Below are 15782 nucleotides of genomic sequence, written 5' to 3'. Positions count from 1 at the left end.
CACATGCCCTTGATAACATGTTTTTCATACATTATAATTAGAAATAGTACATTTTTGGTTATAGTACTGAACAGCTACCCAATTTTAGAATTAATAGGAACAGATATGAAGCATAAAATTATAAATTTAAAAAAATCAGGAATACTAATAATGGCAGTGTTTGCTATGGTCACTACGCTTTGTGCGAGACCGCTTATGGCATTTGCGGATGGTGATGACACGTACTGGCCGGAGGGACCGCAGATAAATTCACCGTGCGCCGTGGTGATGGAGGTCAATACAGGTACGGTGCTATATGAGAAAAATTCACACGAAAAGCATTATCCTGCAAGTATCACAAAGATCCTCACCACATATCTGACTATACTCAACTGCAAGATGGATGAGAAGGTTACATTCTCAAAAGAGGCGGTGAAGGAGAGCAGTGATGGTTCGTCGAGCATCAAGAGGGATGTGGGCGAGGAGATGACCATGGAGCAGACACTATATGGAGTTATGCTTGAGTCGGCAAACGAGTGCGCATATGCTGCAGCAGAGCATACAGGCAAAAAGCTTGGGGGAGATTACAGCACATTTATTGATCTGATGAACAAGGAAGCCAAAGAATTAGGCTGTACAGATACACATTTCAACAATGCAAATGGTCTGCCCGATGAAAATCACTGGACAAGCGCATACGATATGGGGCTTATCTCGTGTGCAGCATACAGAAATGACGAGTTTCGAAAGATTACAGGCACAAAGACCTATATCATACCACCTACAAACAAGCATACTGAGGATACCCCGCTGTACAATCATCATGCGATGCTGCATCCATTTAAGTCGTATTCACAGTTTGTAAATCATGATTGTACCGGCGGCAAGACCGGCTACACTTCAGTGGCTAACAGCACGCTTGTCACTTATGCGGAGAAGGATGGCCTGACGCTGTGCGTGGTTATTATGAATGCACAGTCGCCTGACCAGTATGCAGACACAAACACGCTGCTCAATTACTATTTCAGTAACTTCAAGGCACTAAGCATAGCTGAAAATGAAAACAGCGCAGCTGCTGACAATACGCCGGATCTGGGCGTGATGAATGAGCACGGCATGTATGCAAAGGTATCGGAAAACTATGTTGTTTTGCCAAACAATGCGGATTTTTCTAGCATTAAAAGGGAAGCTGCTGACATGAAGTCCGACAACAAGGATGCTCTTGCTACGGTCAGATACAAGTATGGTGATCATGTGGTAGGCTGTGTGGATCTGCTGAAATCAGGAGCAAAGGTCGATCTGTCGTACTTTGATGAGAACAGCAGACAGAACGTGGAAAGTGATATAATAAGGATAAAGCCGGTATATTTTCTCTGGGTGCTCGTACTTATCGCAGTGATTATTCTGAGCATTTTCATGATTAGAAGAATATCAGACAATATATATGTGTTGAAACACAAATGGAGCATTAAGAAGGAGCAGCGCGAGCGCTTCAGGGAGCACAAGCTTGAGAGAAAACAGCGCAGAAGGAGAGACAATCTGAAGTTCAGCGGTCGACATAAATATTAATACATTTTTTATTATGACATTATAAATGGAGGCAGAAATGAGTGATGAAAGATGCGCCCTCGTGCTTGAGGGTGGAGCCATGAGAGGTATGTATACAGCCGGAGTACTCGACTGTTTTATGGACCATGATATTAGCTTTGATGCTGTTATCGGTGTTTCGGCGGGAGCACTTTTTGGAGTGAATCTGCTGTCAAAGCAGCGCGGCAGGGTTATACGATACAATAAGAGGTTTAACAGTGACAAAAATTATATGGGTATCAGACCGCTTCTTCGGGAGAAAAACATAGTGAGCACGAAATATGCCTATGATACAGTACCAAGAGAGCTTGACCCGTTTGATGATGAGGAATATAAGAAGTCGGATATCCCATTTTATGCGGTTGTGACGAATATCAGGACAGGTAAGCCTGAATATGTGCAGATAAAGAGTGTCTTTGACCAGATGGATGTGCTCAGGGCATCGGGCTCCATGCCTGTAGTGTCGAAGCCTGTGAAGCTGGGGAATGAGTGGTATCTGGATGGCGCGGTGACGGACAGTATTCCATATGAGCATATGCTTGATATGGGATATGACAGAGTGGTTGTCGTGCTGACAAAGCCGGCAGACTATATAAAAAAACCTATGCCAAGGTTATTTACATCGGTATACAAAAAGCGTTTTCCGAGGTTTTATGAGGCATTTTCAAACAGGCATATCATGTACAATTATCAGCTTGAGCATCTTAAGGAGCTTGAAAAGCAGGGCATTGCCGAGGTGTTAAGGCCGTCGGAGCACATTAAAATAAGCAAGGTAGAAAAGGATCCTAATAAGCTTGAGAGCCTGTATCAGCTTGGATTACGTGATGCCAAGAGGCTTTTAGCCGATAAGCAAGGGATGGAGAAGCAGTAATGAATATACAACAGGTACAGACTATCATAGCTGATGCCATGGAAAAGTACAACGGAATAGTGAAAAAAGAAGAGCTTACAAGGCTTGGTATAGACTACAGGCGAATCGATACGCTTGTCAGGGAGGGGAAGCTTGTCCGCATCAGAAACGGCTATTACACCGACCGCGTGGATGATTTTTCTGAGGATGCACTTGTCGCGGCACTCTTTCCGGATGCAATGCTTTGCATGGAAAGTGCACTTTACGCCTATGGCTATATAAAGGAGAAGCCATACGGATGGACGCTTGCCGTGGACAAAAACACATCAAAATCGCGTTTTAAGATGGACTATCCCAGAATCATTCCGTTTTATACGGAGCCCACAGCACTTATGCTTGGAGCCACAACCATTGAGCTTGGAGGCAATACCTTTGGAATCTATGATAAAGAACGTGTGATATGCGACTGCCTGAAGTATGAGTCGAGACTGGACCGCAATGATTTCAAGGCAGCTGTACAGTCATACATAGCGGATACGGACAAGGATATTTCCGTGCTCATGGATTACGCAAGGGCGAGGCGCGTGGTAAAGAAGGTGCAAAGCTTCATAGGAGTATGGTTGTAGTGAGGGTAGATTTAAGACATATAAGCGATGAGAAAAAATTATCGTACAGCGATGTGTTATGGCAGTACGTGAAGCAGGATTTTCTCTGGCGCATAAATAATGCCGGTCTGGGAAATGTGCTGTGGCTTCAAAAGCCGTATTTTGCAACAGGAGAAAAGCTGGCGTTTTATTATGTATATGGCAGCCCCGGTGGCAGGGCAGAGGATAATGGTACACCGTTTGATGTACTGCGCAATATCATTATAGGCAATGCAGGGCTTAACAGTCACAGTGATGTGGTATGGACTAATGCAGAATTATCTAAGCAGGCGGCAAAGGTATCAGCTAATGAACCGGACGCCAGTGATATGCAGCCGCTGATACACACGTGGAATCTAAGCGCTATGTGTGATGGCGGGGAAGTACCGTTTGCAGTGAGGCTTGAGCGCCTTAATGAAGCGGATGCGGGAGTTCCCATGACTAAAAATATTGTTTTTATGAACAGCTTTTATGGAGACGCAGATGTTTGTATTTTTTCGCCTGAATCCAGGCTCGGAGAACAGCTGTTTGAGATAATGGATAAGCTTGAGCTGGTTAGCGATATGAAACCATATGGTGATGCATATGAGATACTTAAGAGATATTCGGTCAGCGGAAGGCAGATAATTGATATTTTTAAGGTTAGAGCGAAAAATAAGCCGAAGACAGTGAGCATGCACCGGCTTGAGCAGGTGTATGGCTATCGCAGCTATGCTTATATGAGAAGGCGCTGGGAGCGGTATTGTAAGAGGCTGACACGACAGCAGATGGCATATGCGAATGCAGGCTGGGAGGAGACACTTGATTTGATACTTGATTTCCTCACACCGGTCTGGAGCGCGTTCTGCAACGATGAAATATTTTATGATGACTGGATGCCGGAGCTTGGAAGATTTCTGGGCTAAAAAGGATATATAGGTACTTAAATGGAAAAAGAACTGATAAATAATTCACAATCAAATATTTATCCGTTTCACATGCCGGGGCATAAGCGCCGTGGCAGTGATATAGGTGCAGGGCTGGACCCGTATGCTATTGATATCACAGAGATAGACAATTTTGACAATCTGCACCACGCTGAGGGCATTATAAAGGAGGCGCAGGCTGAGGCAGCGGCGCTTTACGGTGCAAAGCATGCATATTTTCTCATAAACGGAAGCACCTGCGGTATATTGGCGGCAATATCTGCGGCCACAAAAAGGGGAGACAAGGTGCTTGTAGCAAGGAACTGTCACAAGGCGGTGTATCATGCGCTTTACTTAAGGCAGCTTCACCCGGTGTTTACATACCCTGAAATTACACGGACAGGGCTGCAGGGGCAGATAACCGAGGCACAGATAAGGGCGGCATTTGATGAAAATCCCGACATAAAAGCGGTTGTGATAACCTCGCCTACATACGATGGTGTGGTTTCCGATGTGGCGGCAATCGCATCTGTGGCACATGAATATGGAGCTTTACTCATAGTCGACGAGGCACATGGCGCGCATTTTGGCTTTGGAGGCGGCTTCCCTCAGAATGCCATAGCGCTCGGGGCCGATGCGGTCATAGTGAGCCTGCACAAGACGCTTCCGGCATTTACACAGACGGCGCTTTTACTGCTTGGTGGGATGCGTGAAGCTGCAGTGGAGAAGTTTCTCGGCATTTATGAGACAAGCTCACCGTCATATGTGCTTATGACAGGCATAGAGCGCTGCATACACTATGTGCGCGATAATAAAGAGACAGCATTTGCACAGCTTAGGAGCAGGCTTGACAGATTTTATCAGAAGGTCAGCGGACTTTCGCATCTGAGTGTGGTCAGAAAAAGTGATTTTTCTGCTGACGAGGCATATGATTTTGACGAGTCAAAGATTATTATATTTACGAAAGAGGCTATGAATGGACATACGCTGCTTGAGCTTCTGCTCAAAAAATATGAGCTGCAGCTTGAGATGGCAGCGGGCAATTATGTACTGGCGCTGGCATCTGTCATGGATACGGATGAGGGCTTTGACAGGCTTGCGGATGCTTTGATTGAAATAGACAGCCGGCTCGAAAAATATAAGTCTGATTTTGAAGAGTTTTATGATATATTAAAACAGGAGGGTGTGGTACATCAATTTTACTTTCCTGTCAAAATGGATACAACCATATACCAAAAGCTGCCTGCCGTAATGGAAATGTATGATGCATATGATGCAGACCATCAGGAGGTCTATGCCTTTAAGGCAAGCGGGAAGGTGAGCGGTGCCTTTATAAATATATATCCGCCGGGGATACCGCTTGTGGTGCCGGGAGAGATAATGAACGACAAGCTCATAGATGATGTAATAAAGGCTGTAAATTCAGGTCTTGAAGTGGATGGCCTGTACTTTGATCCGGATGCCGATATGTGGAAGTTTGTTGCGGTGCTGTAAGCAACAGTTTGACATAGCAAACAATCATATTTATACTAATTACAATATTAAGAGGTTTACAGATGGGTAAGATTTTCTGCGTGATGGGAAAAAGCGCATCAGGCAAGGACACTATATACAACAAAATACTGCAGGATGATTCCCTCATGCTTAGCAGGATTATCCCGTATACCACTCGCCCGATAAGGGACGGAGAGACACAGGATAAGGATTATCATTTCTGCAATGAAGAGGATGTAAAAAGGCTCAGTGCACAGGGGCGCATCATAGAGCTTCGAGAGTACAATACAGTGTACGGCGTGTGGAAATATTTCACGGTAAATGATGATGATATAGACCTTCGCTGCAAAAGCTATCTGACAGTCGGAACACTGGAGTCTTACACAAAGATACGCGATTATTTTGGCAGTGACAAGGTACTGCCAATCTATGTGGAGGTGGAGGATGGCGACCGTCTGATACGCGCCATTCACCGGGAAAAGGGGCAGCAGGTGCCTAAATATGAGGAGATGTGCCGCCGTTTTCTGGCAGACGCATCAGATTTCTCTGAGGAGAAGCTGCATGAGGCGGGGATTACACGTCGCTTCATAAATGATGATATGGACACTGTGCTTGCCGAGATTTCAGCATACATACGACAGAGTTCCTAATTGCAGAGCAAGATGATGGTTGCGGCTTGCACATAAGTGTAACCGGAAACGAATAAGGAGGCAGCCTCATGGCAGTCAGAGTAAATGAAGTAAATCAGGTGACACAGGTTCCTGATGCACAAAAAACACAGGCCGGTGACGGCTCGTTCAAATTCACACTGGCCAGCGCCATAACAGACGCTGATCTCCAGGCAAAGGTAGATGCGCTGATGCAGGATATCACAGCACAGGGCAACAGAATAGCCGAGCATATGGACATTAGGGACATGAAGAGATATCGCGGCCTCATAAAGGATTTTTTAAATGAGGTGGTCTACAGATCCCATAAATTTTCCAGAGAAAATTTCCTCGACAGGAGAGGAAGGCACAGAGTTTATGGTATAATAAGACTGATAGACAGCAATCTGGATGAGCTGGCATCAGAGCTGGTGGAGGATGAGAAGGATCATCTGTCCATACTGGCAAGAATCGGAGAGATACGTGGACTGTTGCTTGATATATTCACGTAGGATATAAAAGCTATAACAGACACAGGCAGACTAAAACGGAGGCAGCAGCTATGGCAGGATTTAAGGATATAGTAGGAAATGAGCAGATAATAGAGCATCTGCAAAATGCCATATCAATGGGAAAGGTCTCACATGCATATATAATAAACGGACCACAGCTGTCCGGCAAAATGATGATAGCCGAGGCATTTGCCAGGGCACTGCAGTGTGAGAAGGAGGGCACAGACGGTTGTGGAGAGTGCAAATCGTGCCATCAGGCAGATGACCACAATCATCCTGATATCATATATGTCAGTCATGAAAAGCCCAACAACATATCGGTTGACGACATCAGGACACAGCTCAACAACGATATAGTGATAAAGCCGTACAGCAGTAAATATAAGATTTACATAGTGGATGAGGCTGAAAAAATGAATCAGCAGGCGCAGAACGCGCTTTTAAAGACCATTGAGGAGCCACCGGCATATGCGGTCATCATGCTTCTCACCACCAATGCAGACAGCTTTCTGCAGACCATCAGGTCGCGCTGCATCACACTCAATATGAAGTCGGTAAAGGACGAGGTGATAAAGGCATACCTGATGAACGAAAAGCATATTCCGGATTATCAGGCAGATATCAGTGCCGCATTTGCACAGGGCATCGTCGGAAAGGCTGTTAAGCTCGCCTCATCAGACGAGTTCAACGAGCTAAAGGAGTCAGCACTGTCGCTTATAAAGCGCCTCGATGACATAGATCTCTACGAGCTGGGTGCAGCGGTAAAGCAGATAGCTGAGTATAAGCTTAAGGTGCAGGATTATTTTGACCTGATTATGGTGTGGTACAGAGATGTGCTGTATATGAAGGCGACAAACGATGTTAACGGACTCATATTCAAGGATGAGGTCTATGATATAAAGAAACAGGCAGCAAAGCATTCCTATCATGGAATCGAGGCAATACTTGAGGCACTTGAGAAGGCGAAGATAAGAATTAACGCAAACGTCAATTTTGACCTGGTAATTGAGCTGCTGCTTATGACCATAAAGGAGAACTAATCACATGACAAAAATAGTTGGTATCAGATTCAGGACAGCAGGCAAAATATATTACTTTGACCCGGCTGATTTCGACCTCGACATGGCAATGCATGTTATCGTGGAGACAGCAAGAGGCATAGAGATGGGAACTGTCCTCATTCCGCCGAAGGAGGTGGATGATGATAAGGTGGTTTCACCGCTTAAGCCTGTCATCAGAGTGGCAACCGACGAGGATGAGAAAACGGTTGAGAGAAATAAGGAAAAGGAAAAAGAGGCATTTGCCATCTGCAAGGAGAAAATCATCAAGCACGGACTTGAGATGAAGCTGGTGGATGCAGAGTATACCTTTGACGGAAACAAGCTGCTGTTTTACTTTACAGCGGACGGCAGAATTGACTTCAGGGAGCTCGTAAAGGATCTGGCAGCGGTATTCCGCACGAGAATCGAGCTTCGCCAGATCGGTGTCAGGGATGAGACCAAGATGATGGGCGGCATCGGAATCTGCGGCAGACCGCTCTGCTGTCATTCTTATATGGCAGATTTTGTGCCTGTTTCCATAAAGATGGCAAAGGAGCAGAATCTCTCGCTCAATCCGACCAAGATATCAGGTGTGTGCGGAAGGCTTATGTGCTGTCTCAAGTATGAGCAGGATACATATGAGTATCTGAACAGCAGAATGCCGTCGGTAGGAGAAAAGGTAAAGACACCTGAGGGAATCATCGGAGAGGTCAAGTCAGTCAGCGTGCTCAGGCAGCTCGTGCGTGTTGTCATTGACAACGGCGAGGAGAAGGAGCTTCGTGAGTACACTGTAGATGATCTGCGCTTAAAGCCGCGCCAGAAAAAGGATGTAAAGCTCACCGAGGAGGAGCTTCGCGAGCTCAAGGATCTCGAGGATAGCGGCGACGAGACGATGGAGGACAAGTCACAGGAGAAACCGCAGAGAAACCGTGGACACCGTGACAACAAAAATGAATATCGCGAGCGCCGTGATAAGCGTGACAACAGAGAAAGACGTCCGTACAGGGCGGACATAGAGGCAGCGGAAGCTTCTGCAAATGAGACAAATGAAGTAAATGCTGCAAATGCCGGCAGAGAAAATAAGGACGGTTACAAAAAGCCGTACAAGGGCGGCAAAAACAGACCAAACAAGCAGAAATACAACCGCAACAAGGATTACAAGAACAAAAACTATAATAAAGAGTATAATAAAGATTACAACAGGGACAAAGACAATGGAAGCACTGATACACAGTAATGAGCGACTGGACGATTTGTGCCGCAAGGGCTATAGGCTCATACAGGATCCAAAGCTGTTCTGCTTCGGCATAGACGCCGTGCTTTTATCTGACTATGCAAAGGTAAAGCGCGGCGAGAAAGCTGTGGATTTGTGCACCGGAAACGGTGTGATTCCGATACTTCTTGAGGCAAAGAATAACGGAGAGCATTACAGCGGACTCGAGCTTCAGCCTCAGTGCGCAGACCTGGCGAGAAGAAGTGTGAAATATAACCATCTTGAGGACAAAGTGACCATAGAAGAGGGCGATGTGTGCAAGGCATCGGAGATTTTCGGTCGAGAGTCCGTGGAGGTGGTGACGGTAAATCCGCCGTATATGATAGGTCAGCACGGTATCAAAAATGCAGACGATGCCATGACGATAGCACGCCACGAGGTCAGGTGTACACTTGACGATATAGTCAGGGAGAGCGCAAAAATGCTCAAATTCAATGGGCGTTTTTACATGGTTCACAGACCATTCAGGCTGGCAGAGATCTTTAGCACGATGATGAAATATCATATCGAGCCAAAGCGCATGCGCCTTGTGCATCCCTACGCGGACAGGGAGCCAAACATGGTGCTTATAGAGGGGTTAAAGGGCGGCAAAAGCCGTATAACCATCGAAAAACCTTTAGTTGTATACAAGGAGCCTAATGTATACACGGATGAGATATATGAGATATACGGCGATAAGCCCCGGAATAACGGAAAATAACAGGAGAATCATATGACAGGAACACTGTATTTGTGCGCAACTCCGATAGGAAATCTGGAGGACATCACATTCCGTGTGCTGCGCACACTTAAGGAGGTAGACCTCATCGCAGCAGAGGATACGAGAAACTCCATAAAGCTGCTCAATCATTTTGAGATAAAGACACCCATGACGAGCTATCATGAGTTTAACAAGATAGATAAAGCTTACCAGCTTGTGGCAAAGCTTAAGGAGGGCAAAAATATAGCCCTCATCACTGATGCCGGAACACCCGGCATTTCTGACCCGGGTGAGGATATTGTGCGCATCTGCTACGAGGAGGGCGTGCCTGTTACCTCGCTTCCCGGGGCGGCAGCGTGTATTACAGCGCTCACCATGTCGGGCAGGCCGACAAGGAGGTTTGCGTTTGAGGCATTTTTGCCGAGGGATAAAAAGGAACGCGCGCGCGTCATTGAGGAGCTTAAAAAAGAGACCCGGACAATCATAATCTACGAGGCGCCTCATCATCTTATAAAGACGGTCACGGAGCTTTACAATGCGCTCGGAGACAGAGAACTCACCGTGTGCAGGGAGCTTACGAAAAAGCACGAGGAAAAGGTGCAGACTACATTTTCGGAGCTTTTGGAGCGTTCAAGGACACAGGAGCCAAGAGGCGAATATGTGCTTGTAATTTGTGGCAGAAACGTGGCTGAAATTGCAAAGGAGCAGCAGGAAAGCTGGGAAGCCATGCCTCTTGAAGAGCATATGGCACACTATGAGTCACAGGGCATCGACAGGAAGGAAGCCATGAAGCTCGTGGCAAAGGACAGAGGTGTCAGCAAGAGGGACATATACAGACAGCTTCTGTGAGCTGACAATAATACATTCTGCAGCAAATAGTTAGGATTGGATATGAACGATATAAAACATGACATAAAAAAACGACATAAGAACCTGACAGAGTTCAGATACATCGCAGTTGGCTTTTTTCTGACAATATTATCAGGGGCAATAATGCTGAGCCTTCCGTTTTCTTCAAGAGACGGACAATGGACTAATTTCCTGGACTCACTTTTTACGGCAACAAGCGCAACCTGTGTGACAGGTCTTGTTGTGTTTGATACTTTCAGACACTGGAGTATTATAGGGCAGCTCGTGATTCTGGTGCTGATTCAGATAGGAGGCATGGGCTTCATCTCAATCGGTGTGGCATTTTCCATGCTTCTGCACAAAAAAATCGGACTCAGACAGAGGGATCTGATGCAGGAGAGCGTCAATGCACTCGAGATTGGTGGAATAGTAAGGCTTTTCAGCGTGATAATAAGGGGAACCTTCCTTATCGAAGGTATAGGAGCGGTGCTTTTAGCAATCCGCTTCATACCGGATTTTGGCATATTAAGAGGCATATATTTCTCGGTGTTCCACTCGATATCTGCATTTTGCAATGCAGGCTTTGATTTGATGGGCATAAACGAGGAGTACTCATCGTTTACAAAATATGTCGCAGATCCGTTAGTCAATATCACAATTATGCTGCTTATCATCATAGGTGGTATCGGTTTTACCATATGGAATGAGGTCAGAACCAAAAAGCTTAAGTTTAGCAGATACTCGCTCCACGCCAAGATAGTAATATCAACCACACTGATACTTGTCTTCGGTGGCGGACTGTTTATGTATATTTTTGAAAAAAGTAATACCATAGCAGGCATGGATACACCGGGTGCCATATTTGCATCGTTATTCGGCTCAGTTACGGCGAGAACGGCAGGCTTCAATACAGTAGATACAGCAGCACTGACACAGGAGAGCAAGCTTTTGACTATAGTGCTCATGTTCATAGGAGGAAGCCCGGGCTCGACAGCCGGCGGAATCAAAACCACAACCATGGCGGTCATGATAATCTATATTGTTTCTTATATGAGAGGAAGCAACGGCTGCAATGTGTTTGGCAGGAAAATAAGCAGTGAGGTAATCAAAAAGGCCGGAATGGTGCTTATCATCAATCTGGTGCTTGGACTTACCGCGGTGATAGCTATACTTGCCACATCCAATATGAAGATGGACGATGTACTGTTTGAGGTATACTCTGCAATCAGTACGGTCGGCATGACAACAGGCATCACAAGAGATTTAAATACAGTAGGACGCATAATTATCATAATTATGATGTATTGTGGAAGAATCGGAAGCATGACCTTTGTGCTTTCGTTTGTGCATAGACCGGATAAAGCCAATATAGAGCTTCCGGAGGAAAAAGTTATCATTGGATAAGGATAAGGAGAAACGCAATGAAATCAATTTTAATTATTGGAATGGGTAAATTCGGACACCATCTGTGTGCGGATTTGATTAAAAACGGAAACGACATTATGGTGATGGACAAGGACGAGGCCAAGGTCAGGGATTTAATCTATGACGTGACCAAGGTGCAGATAGGTGACTGTACCGACCCACAGGTAGTAAAAGCACTCGGAATCAACAATTTCGATTTGATTTTTGTATGCATCGGCACCAATTTCCAGAGCTCGCTTGAGATAACAAGTCTCGTGAAGGAGATGGGCGGAAAATACGTCATCAGCAAGGCAAACAGGGATGTGCATGCCAAGTTCCTGCTTCGAAACGGTGCGGATGAGGTTATCTACCCTGACCGCGACATGGCAGAGAGAGTGGCAAAGAAATACAGCGCTAACCATGTGCTTGATTATGTGGCGTTAAACGATGATTACTCAATCTACGAGATAAATCCACCTGAAAGCTGGGTAGGAAAGAGCATCAAGGAAAATAATGTGCGCCAGAAATACAATGTAAATATCGTTACAGTAAAGGAAGCCGGAAAGAATCGCGTGCTTCCGCTGCCGGACTACGTGTTCAAGGCAGACGATGCAGTGATGGTGCTTGGACTGAATGCAGATGTGGACAAGCTGGTGCGCAAGCTATAAAAGTGTGGCTCAAAAAATAATAGGCAGCAATTTAAAGAAGAAAGGATGGACACATATGGGTAACAATGACAGCAGTGTAGAAACATTTTTGCAGTGGATAAAGGCTTCGGACAATATTGTATTTTTCGGCGGAGCAGGTGTATCAACCGAGAGTGGCATACCTGATTTCAGAAGCGTGGACGGACTTTACAATCAGAAGTATGACTACCCGCCAGAGACCATCCTGAGCCATACATTTTACAGGAAGCATCCGCAGGAGTTTTACCGATTCTACCGTGACAAGATGCTCTGCCTTGATGCAGAGCCGAACATCACGCATTACAAGCTGGCAGAGCTTGAAAAAGCAGGAAAGCTTAAGGGCGTTGTGACGCAGAACATAGATGGACTGCACCAGAAGGCAGGCAGCAAAAATGTGATGGAACTGCACGGCAGTGTGCTGAGAAACTACTGTGAGAGGTGCTTGCAGTTTGTAAGCGCAGAGGAAATCCTCAACTCGACAGACGTGCCAAAATGCCCAAAGTGCGGCGGTCCGGTAAAGCCGGATGTCGTATTGTACGAGGAGGGCTTAAATCAGAAAACGCTTGAGGATGCAATCTACTACATCAGTCACGCCGATGTGCTCATAGTAGGCGGTACATCACTTGCGGTATATCCGGCGGCAGGCCTCATAGACTATTACAATGGAAATAAGCTCGTGCTTATCAACAAGTCCACCACACCGATGGACGCAAGAGCAGACCTTCTGATACAGCAGGGACTGGGCTCTGTATTTGAGCAGATAGAGGTGTAAACAGAGGATAATACACAGCATATTAAATGGCAGGCATAGGTAGAAGAGGAATATAGAATGGATAAATACGCAGTAGGAGATATCGTAAAACTGAAAAAACCGCATCCGTGCGGCTGTAGCGAGTGGGAAATCATGCGTGTCGGAGCAGACTTCCGTCTGAAATGCATGGGCTGCGGACACCAGGTTATGGTGCCAAGGAAGCTTGTCGAGAAAAATGACCGCGGCTTAACCAAGAAGCAGGCTTGAGTAATAGAAACAAAGCAGAACAACAAAGCAAAGAAGAATAACAAAACAACAAAACAGAGGAATAAAAACAGAGGTGCAGTTTACTGCACCTCGTCTTTTTATTTATATTCAGCCACAGAGTAAGGGACGTGCGCCGCGGACAGGGGGAGGGCACAGGCGTACTTTCGCAAGAGCGCATAGCGAAGCTGCTTAGAGGCTGTAGAATTGTGCTACGAAGTACAGAAATGCCCCGGCATGGAAGCCGGGGCAAGGAGCTATCGAGCCATGGATGGCGAGTAGCGACGGTTTCGTCAGGCATAGAAAACCAAAATCACAATTCGTACAGCCACTTAGCAGCGAAGCGTAGCTCACGCGGAAGTATGCCTGTGCCCTCCCCCTGCCCGCGGCGCACGTCCCGACCTGATAAAAATTAAAGAAAAATTGCAAAAACCCCTTGAAAAGTACCACGATTCATGTTATTATCTAAACTCGTGATATAAAATTCCTTGCTCATAATCAGATTTATGAGCCAGAGACCAAAAGGAGGTAACATTCGCATGAACAAATATGAATTAGCACTCGTCGTTAGTGCAAAGATCGAGGATGATGCGAGAACAGCAGTAGTCGAGAAGGCAAAAGAGTACATCACACGTGCCGGCGGTACTGTTACAGAAGTTGAGGAGGCTGGTAAGAAGAGATTAGCTTACGAGATTCAGCACATGACTGAGGCCTTTTATTACTTCATCCAGTTCGATGCTGAGGGAACAGTCCCAGCAGAAATCGAGCAGGACGTTCGTATCATGGACAATGTTCTTCGTTTCTTATGCGTTAGAAAAGACGAGGCATAGTATAAGAAAATAGGAGATTGTATTATGAACAAAGTAATACTTATGGGTAGATTAACCAGAGACGCAGAAATCCGCTATGCCCAGGGGGACAACTCACTTGCAATAGCAAGATTTTCACTTGCGGTAGACAGACGATACAGCAAGAATGCAGAGGAGCAGTCAACGGATTTCATCAACTGCGTAGCTTTTGGAAAGATAGCAGAATTTTTTGAGAGATTTGGCCGTAAAGGAACAAAATTTGTTGTTGAGGGCCGAATCCAGACCGGCAGCTATACAAACAAGGACGGACAGAAGGTATACACCACTGACGTCGTGGTTGAAAATGCAGAGTTTGCAGAGTCTAAATCAGCCGCATCAGGAAATGCAGGCGGATTTGCACCGGCAGACAGACCTGCACCTAGCCAGGCTGCTGGGGATGGCTTCATGAACATTCCGGACGGAATCGACGAGGAGCTTCCATTCAATTAGTAGTGTCCACGAGGACAAATATTCAAGGAGGTAACAAAAATGGCTTACAATAAATCAGCTGATGGTTCATCAATGAAGAGAAGACCAATGCGTAGAAGAAAAAAAGTCTGCGTATTCTGTGGAAAAGACAATGTCATTGATTACAAAGATACAAACAAATTAAAGAGATACATTTCTGAGAGAGGAAAAATCCTTCCACGCCGTATCACAGGAAACTGTGCAAAGCACCAGAGAGCTCTTACAGTAGCAATCAAGAGAGCACGTCATCTTGCTCTTATGCCATACGTTTGCGAATAAGATAAATGTATGATAAATCCCGACTACCGGATGGTGGTCGGGATTTTTTAGGTTAAAAATGTTTTATGTTTAAAAAATTAATATTTGTTGCATAATCAAATTACATAGTATAAAATGAATATAAAACAAATACTAATAAAAAGGGAGGGTTCAAATGGATACATACATTGTTTTCTGGTTGGCAGCCACCGTAGTTTTTGTTTTAGTTGAGCTTATGACAGTCGGGCTCACATCCATATGGTTTGCGGCAGGCTCATTTGTAGCGTTTATAATCGCACTGCTTGGCGGCAATGTCGTGGTTCAGGGAATTGCATTTATACTCGTTTCAGTCGTGCTTTTAGCTCTCACAAAGCCATGGGCCGGGAAGTACATCAATTCCAGGACAGTGAAGACAAACGTGGACAGTCTGGTCGGAGAAAGAGCTGTGCTCACCGAGGATGCTGACAGCATGAAGCAGACGGGAAAAGCCGTTGTAAACGGTCAGGAGTGGACAGTCAGACCGCAGGACGAGACCCAGGTCATAAGAAAAGGCGAGCTTATCGAGGTAGTAAAGATAAGCGGAGTAAAACTAATTGTAAAAAGGGTAAAGGAGGCTTAATCGG

At 45.6% G+C, this 15782-nt stretch carries 19 protein-coding genes; all 19 read left to right on the top strand.

What is annotated here, in order from left to right:
- The first annotated feature begins 105 nt into the window (after window positions 1-105).
- Window positions 106-1548 (top strand): D-alanyl-D-alanine carboxypeptidase family protein, encoded by a 1443-nt coding sequence (locus EUBREC_RS14715; protein ID WP_306718528.1) that lies wholly within the window; start codon window positions 106-108, stop codon window positions 1546-1548.
- Window positions 1549-1585: 37 nt separating this feature from the next.
- Window positions 1586-2437, top strand: coding sequence for a patatin-like phospholipase family protein (locus EUBREC_RS14710; protein ID WP_041254283.1), 852 nt, complete (start codon window positions 1586-1588; stop codon window positions 2435-2437).
- Window positions 2437-3042, top strand: a complete 606-nt coding sequence (locus EUBREC_RS14705) for a type IV toxin-antitoxin system AbiEi family antitoxin domain-containing protein (protein ID WP_012744033.1) — start codon at window positions 2437-2439, stop codon at window positions 3040-3042. Before EUBREC_RS14710 ends, EUBREC_RS14705 begins: the two co-directional genes overlap by 1 nt.
- Window positions 3033-3965 (top strand): hypothetical protein, encoded by a 933-nt coding sequence (locus EUBREC_RS14700; RefSeq protein ID WP_012744032.1) that lies wholly within the window; start codon window positions 3033-3035, stop codon window positions 3963-3965. Before EUBREC_RS14705 ends, EUBREC_RS14700 begins: the two co-directional genes overlap by 10 nt.
- 21 nt (window positions 3966-3986) lie before the next feature.
- Entirely contained in the window at window positions 3987-5459 is a 1473-nt protein-coding gene (locus tag EUBREC_RS14695; RefSeq protein ID WP_012744031.1) for an aminotransferase class I/II-fold pyridoxal phosphate-dependent enzyme, read from the top strand.
- Between the two features lie 62 nt (window positions 5460-5521).
- Window positions 5522-6109: a nucleoside/nucleotide kinase family protein gene (locus EUBREC_RS14690; protein WP_012744030.1), complete on the top strand. Its 588-nt coding sequence runs from the start codon at window positions 5522-5524 to the stop codon at window positions 6107-6109.
- A 68-nt stretch (window positions 6110-6177) separates the two neighbouring features.
- Window positions 6178-6618 carry a YaaR family protein gene (locus EUBREC_RS14685; RefSeq protein ID WP_012744029.1) on the top strand — a complete coding sequence of 147 codons (441 nt, stop codon included), beginning with the start codon at window positions 6178-6180 and terminating at the stop codon, window positions 6616-6618.
- 50 nt (window positions 6619-6668) lie between these two features.
- Window positions 6669-7658: a DNA polymerase III subunit delta' gene (gene holB / locus EUBREC_RS14680; RefSeq protein WP_012744028.1), complete on the top strand. Its 990-nt coding sequence runs from the start codon at window positions 6669-6671 to the stop codon at window positions 7656-7658.
- Window positions 7659-7662: 4 nt separating this feature from the next.
- The gene (locus EUBREC_RS14675; RefSeq protein ID WP_012744027.1) at window positions 7663-8895 is read left to right on the top strand and encodes a PSP1 domain-containing protein; all 1233 of its coding nucleotides are present in this window, start codon (window positions 7663-7665) and stop codon (window positions 8893-8895) included.
- The gene (locus EUBREC_RS14670; RefSeq protein WP_012744026.1) at window positions 8873-9631 is read left to right on the top strand and encodes a tRNA1(Val) (adenine(37)-N6)-methyltransferase; all 759 of its coding nucleotides are present in this window, start codon (window positions 8873-8875) and stop codon (window positions 9629-9631) included. The genes EUBREC_RS14675 and EUBREC_RS14670 overlap by 23 nt, the downstream gene beginning before the upstream one ends.
- A gap of 12 nt (window positions 9632-9643) precedes the next feature.
- A complete protein-coding gene (gene rsmI, locus EUBREC_RS14665) occupies window positions 9644-10480 on the top strand; it encodes a 16S rRNA (cytidine(1402)-2'-O)-methyltransferase (RefSeq protein ID WP_012744025.1) in 837 nt (278 codons plus the stop codon).
- Window positions 10481-10522: 42 nt separating this feature from the next.
- Window positions 10523-11884: a TrkH family potassium uptake protein gene (locus tag EUBREC_RS14660; protein WP_012744024.1), complete on the top strand. Its 1362-nt coding sequence runs from the start codon at window positions 10523-10525 to the stop codon at window positions 11882-11884.
- A gap of 17 nt (window positions 11885-11901) precedes the next feature.
- Window positions 11902-12552 (top strand): potassium channel family protein, encoded by a 651-nt coding sequence (locus tag EUBREC_RS14655; RefSeq protein ID WP_012744023.1) that lies wholly within the window; start codon window positions 11902-11904, stop codon window positions 12550-12552.
- A 55-nt stretch (window positions 12553-12607) separates the two neighbouring features.
- On the top strand, window positions 12608-13342 hold the full coding sequence (locus EUBREC_RS14650; RefSeq protein ID WP_041254702.1) for an NAD-dependent protein deacylase: 735 nt from the start codon (window positions 12608-12610) through the stop codon (window positions 13340-13342).
- Window positions 13343-13399: 57 nt separating this feature from the next.
- The gene (locus EUBREC_RS14645) at window positions 13400-13588 is read left to right on the top strand and encodes a DUF951 domain-containing protein (RefSeq protein ID WP_012744021.1); all 189 of its coding nucleotides are present in this window, start codon (window positions 13400-13402) and stop codon (window positions 13586-13588) included.
- A 536-nt stretch (window positions 13589-14124) separates the two neighbouring features.
- Window positions 14125-14415 carry a 30S ribosomal protein S6 gene (gene rpsF, locus EUBREC_RS14640; protein WP_015515858.1) on the top strand — a complete coding sequence of 97 codons (291 nt, stop codon included), beginning with the start codon at window positions 14125-14127 and terminating at the stop codon, window positions 14413-14415.
- A 24-nt stretch (window positions 14416-14439) separates the two neighbouring features.
- Window positions 14440-14883: a single-stranded DNA-binding protein gene (locus EUBREC_RS14635; RefSeq protein ID WP_012744018.1), complete on the top strand. Its 444-nt coding sequence runs from the start codon at window positions 14440-14442 to the stop codon at window positions 14881-14883.
- Between the two features lie 39 nt (window positions 14884-14922).
- Window positions 14923-15180 carry a 30S ribosomal protein S18 gene (gene rpsR / locus EUBREC_RS14630; protein ID WP_012744017.1) on the top strand — a complete coding sequence of 86 codons (258 nt, stop codon included), beginning with the start codon at window positions 14923-14925 and terminating at the stop codon, window positions 15178-15180.
- Between the two features lie 154 nt (window positions 15181-15334).
- Window positions 15335-15778, top strand: coding sequence for an NfeD family protein (locus EUBREC_RS14625; RefSeq protein ID WP_012744016.1), 444 nt, complete (start codon window positions 15335-15337; stop codon window positions 15776-15778).
- Window positions 15779-15782: the final 4 nt, after the last annotated feature.

The organism is Agathobacter rectalis ATCC 33656, from assembly GCF_000020605.1.
In the GTDB taxonomy this organism is placed as follows: domain Bacteria; phylum Bacillota; class Clostridia; order Lachnospirales; family Lachnospiraceae; genus Roseburia; species Roseburia rectalis.
Note: the sequence above shows the minus strand (reverse complement) of the source record. Positions and strands in the feature narration are given on the sequence as shown.

What these genes read in the sequence shown, in the direction of transcription:
- EUBREC_RS14650 (WP_041254702.1), top strand. Translation starts at nt 12,608, where the DNA reads ATGGGTAACAATGACAGCAGTGTAGAAACATTTTTGCAGTGGATAAAG.
- rpsF (WP_015515858.1), top strand. Translation starts at nt 14,125, where the DNA reads ATGAACAAATATGAATTAGCACTCGTCGTTAGTGCAAAGATCGAGGAT.
- EUBREC_RS14705 (WP_012744033.1), top strand. Translation starts at nt 2,437, where the DNA reads ATGAATATACAACAGGTACAGACTATCATAGCTGATGCCATGGAAAAG.
- EUBREC_RS14700 (WP_012744032.1), top strand. Translation starts at nt 3,033, where the DNA reads ATGGTTGTAGTGAGGGTAGATTTAAGACATATAAGCGATGAGAAAAAA.
- rpsR (WP_012744017.1), top strand. Translation starts at nt 14,923, where the DNA reads ATGGCTTACAATAAATCAGCTGATGGTTCATCAATGAAGAGAAGACCA.
- EUBREC_RS14675 (WP_012744027.1), top strand. Translation starts at nt 7,663, where the DNA reads ATGACAAAAATAGTTGGTATCAGATTCAGGACAGCAGGCAAAATATAT.
- EUBREC_RS14645 (WP_012744021.1), top strand. Translation starts at nt 13,400, where the DNA reads ATGGATAAATACGCAGTAGGAGATATCGTAAAACTGAAAAAACCGCAT.
- EUBREC_RS14695 (WP_012744031.1), top strand. Translation starts at nt 3,987, where the DNA reads ATGGAAAAAGAACTGATAAATAATTCACAATCAAATATTTATCCGTTT.
- EUBREC_RS14635 (WP_012744018.1), top strand. Translation starts at nt 14,440, where the DNA reads ATGAACAAAGTAATACTTATGGGTAGATTAACCAGAGACGCAGAAATC.
- EUBREC_RS14670 (WP_012744026.1), top strand. Translation starts at nt 8,873, where the DNA reads ATGGAAGCACTGATACACAGTAATGAGCGACTGGACGATTTGTGCCGC.
- EUBREC_RS14660 (WP_012744024.1), top strand. Translation starts at nt 10,523, where the DNA reads ATGAACGATATAAAACATGACATAAAAAAACGACATAAGAACCTGACA.
- EUBREC_RS14690 (WP_012744030.1), top strand. Translation starts at nt 5,522, where the DNA reads ATGGGTAAGATTTTCTGCGTGATGGGAAAAAGCGCATCAGGCAAGGAC.
- EUBREC_RS14625 (WP_012744016.1), top strand. Translation starts at nt 15,335, where the DNA reads ATGGATACATACATTGTTTTCTGGTTGGCAGCCACCGTAGTTTTTGTT.
- holB (WP_012744028.1), top strand. Translation starts at nt 6,669, where the DNA reads ATGGCAGGATTTAAGGATATAGTAGGAAATGAGCAGATAATAGAGCAT.
- EUBREC_RS14685 (WP_012744029.1), top strand. Translation starts at nt 6,178, where the DNA reads ATGGCAGTCAGAGTAAATGAAGTAAATCAGGTGACACAGGTTCCTGAT.
- EUBREC_RS14655 (WP_012744023.1), top strand. Translation starts at nt 11,902, where the DNA reads ATGAAATCAATTTTAATTATTGGAATGGGTAAATTCGGACACCATCTG.
- EUBREC_RS14710 (WP_041254283.1), top strand. Translation starts at nt 1,586, where the DNA reads ATGAGTGATGAAAGATGCGCCCTCGTGCTTGAGGGTGGAGCCATGAGA.
- EUBREC_RS14715 (WP_306718528.1), top strand. Translation starts at nt 106, where the DNA reads ATGAAGCATAAAATTATAAATTTAAAAAAATCAGGAATACTAATAATG.
- rsmI (WP_012744025.1), top strand. Translation starts at nt 9,644, where the DNA reads ATGACAGGAACACTGTATTTGTGCGCAACTCCGATAGGAAATCTGGAG.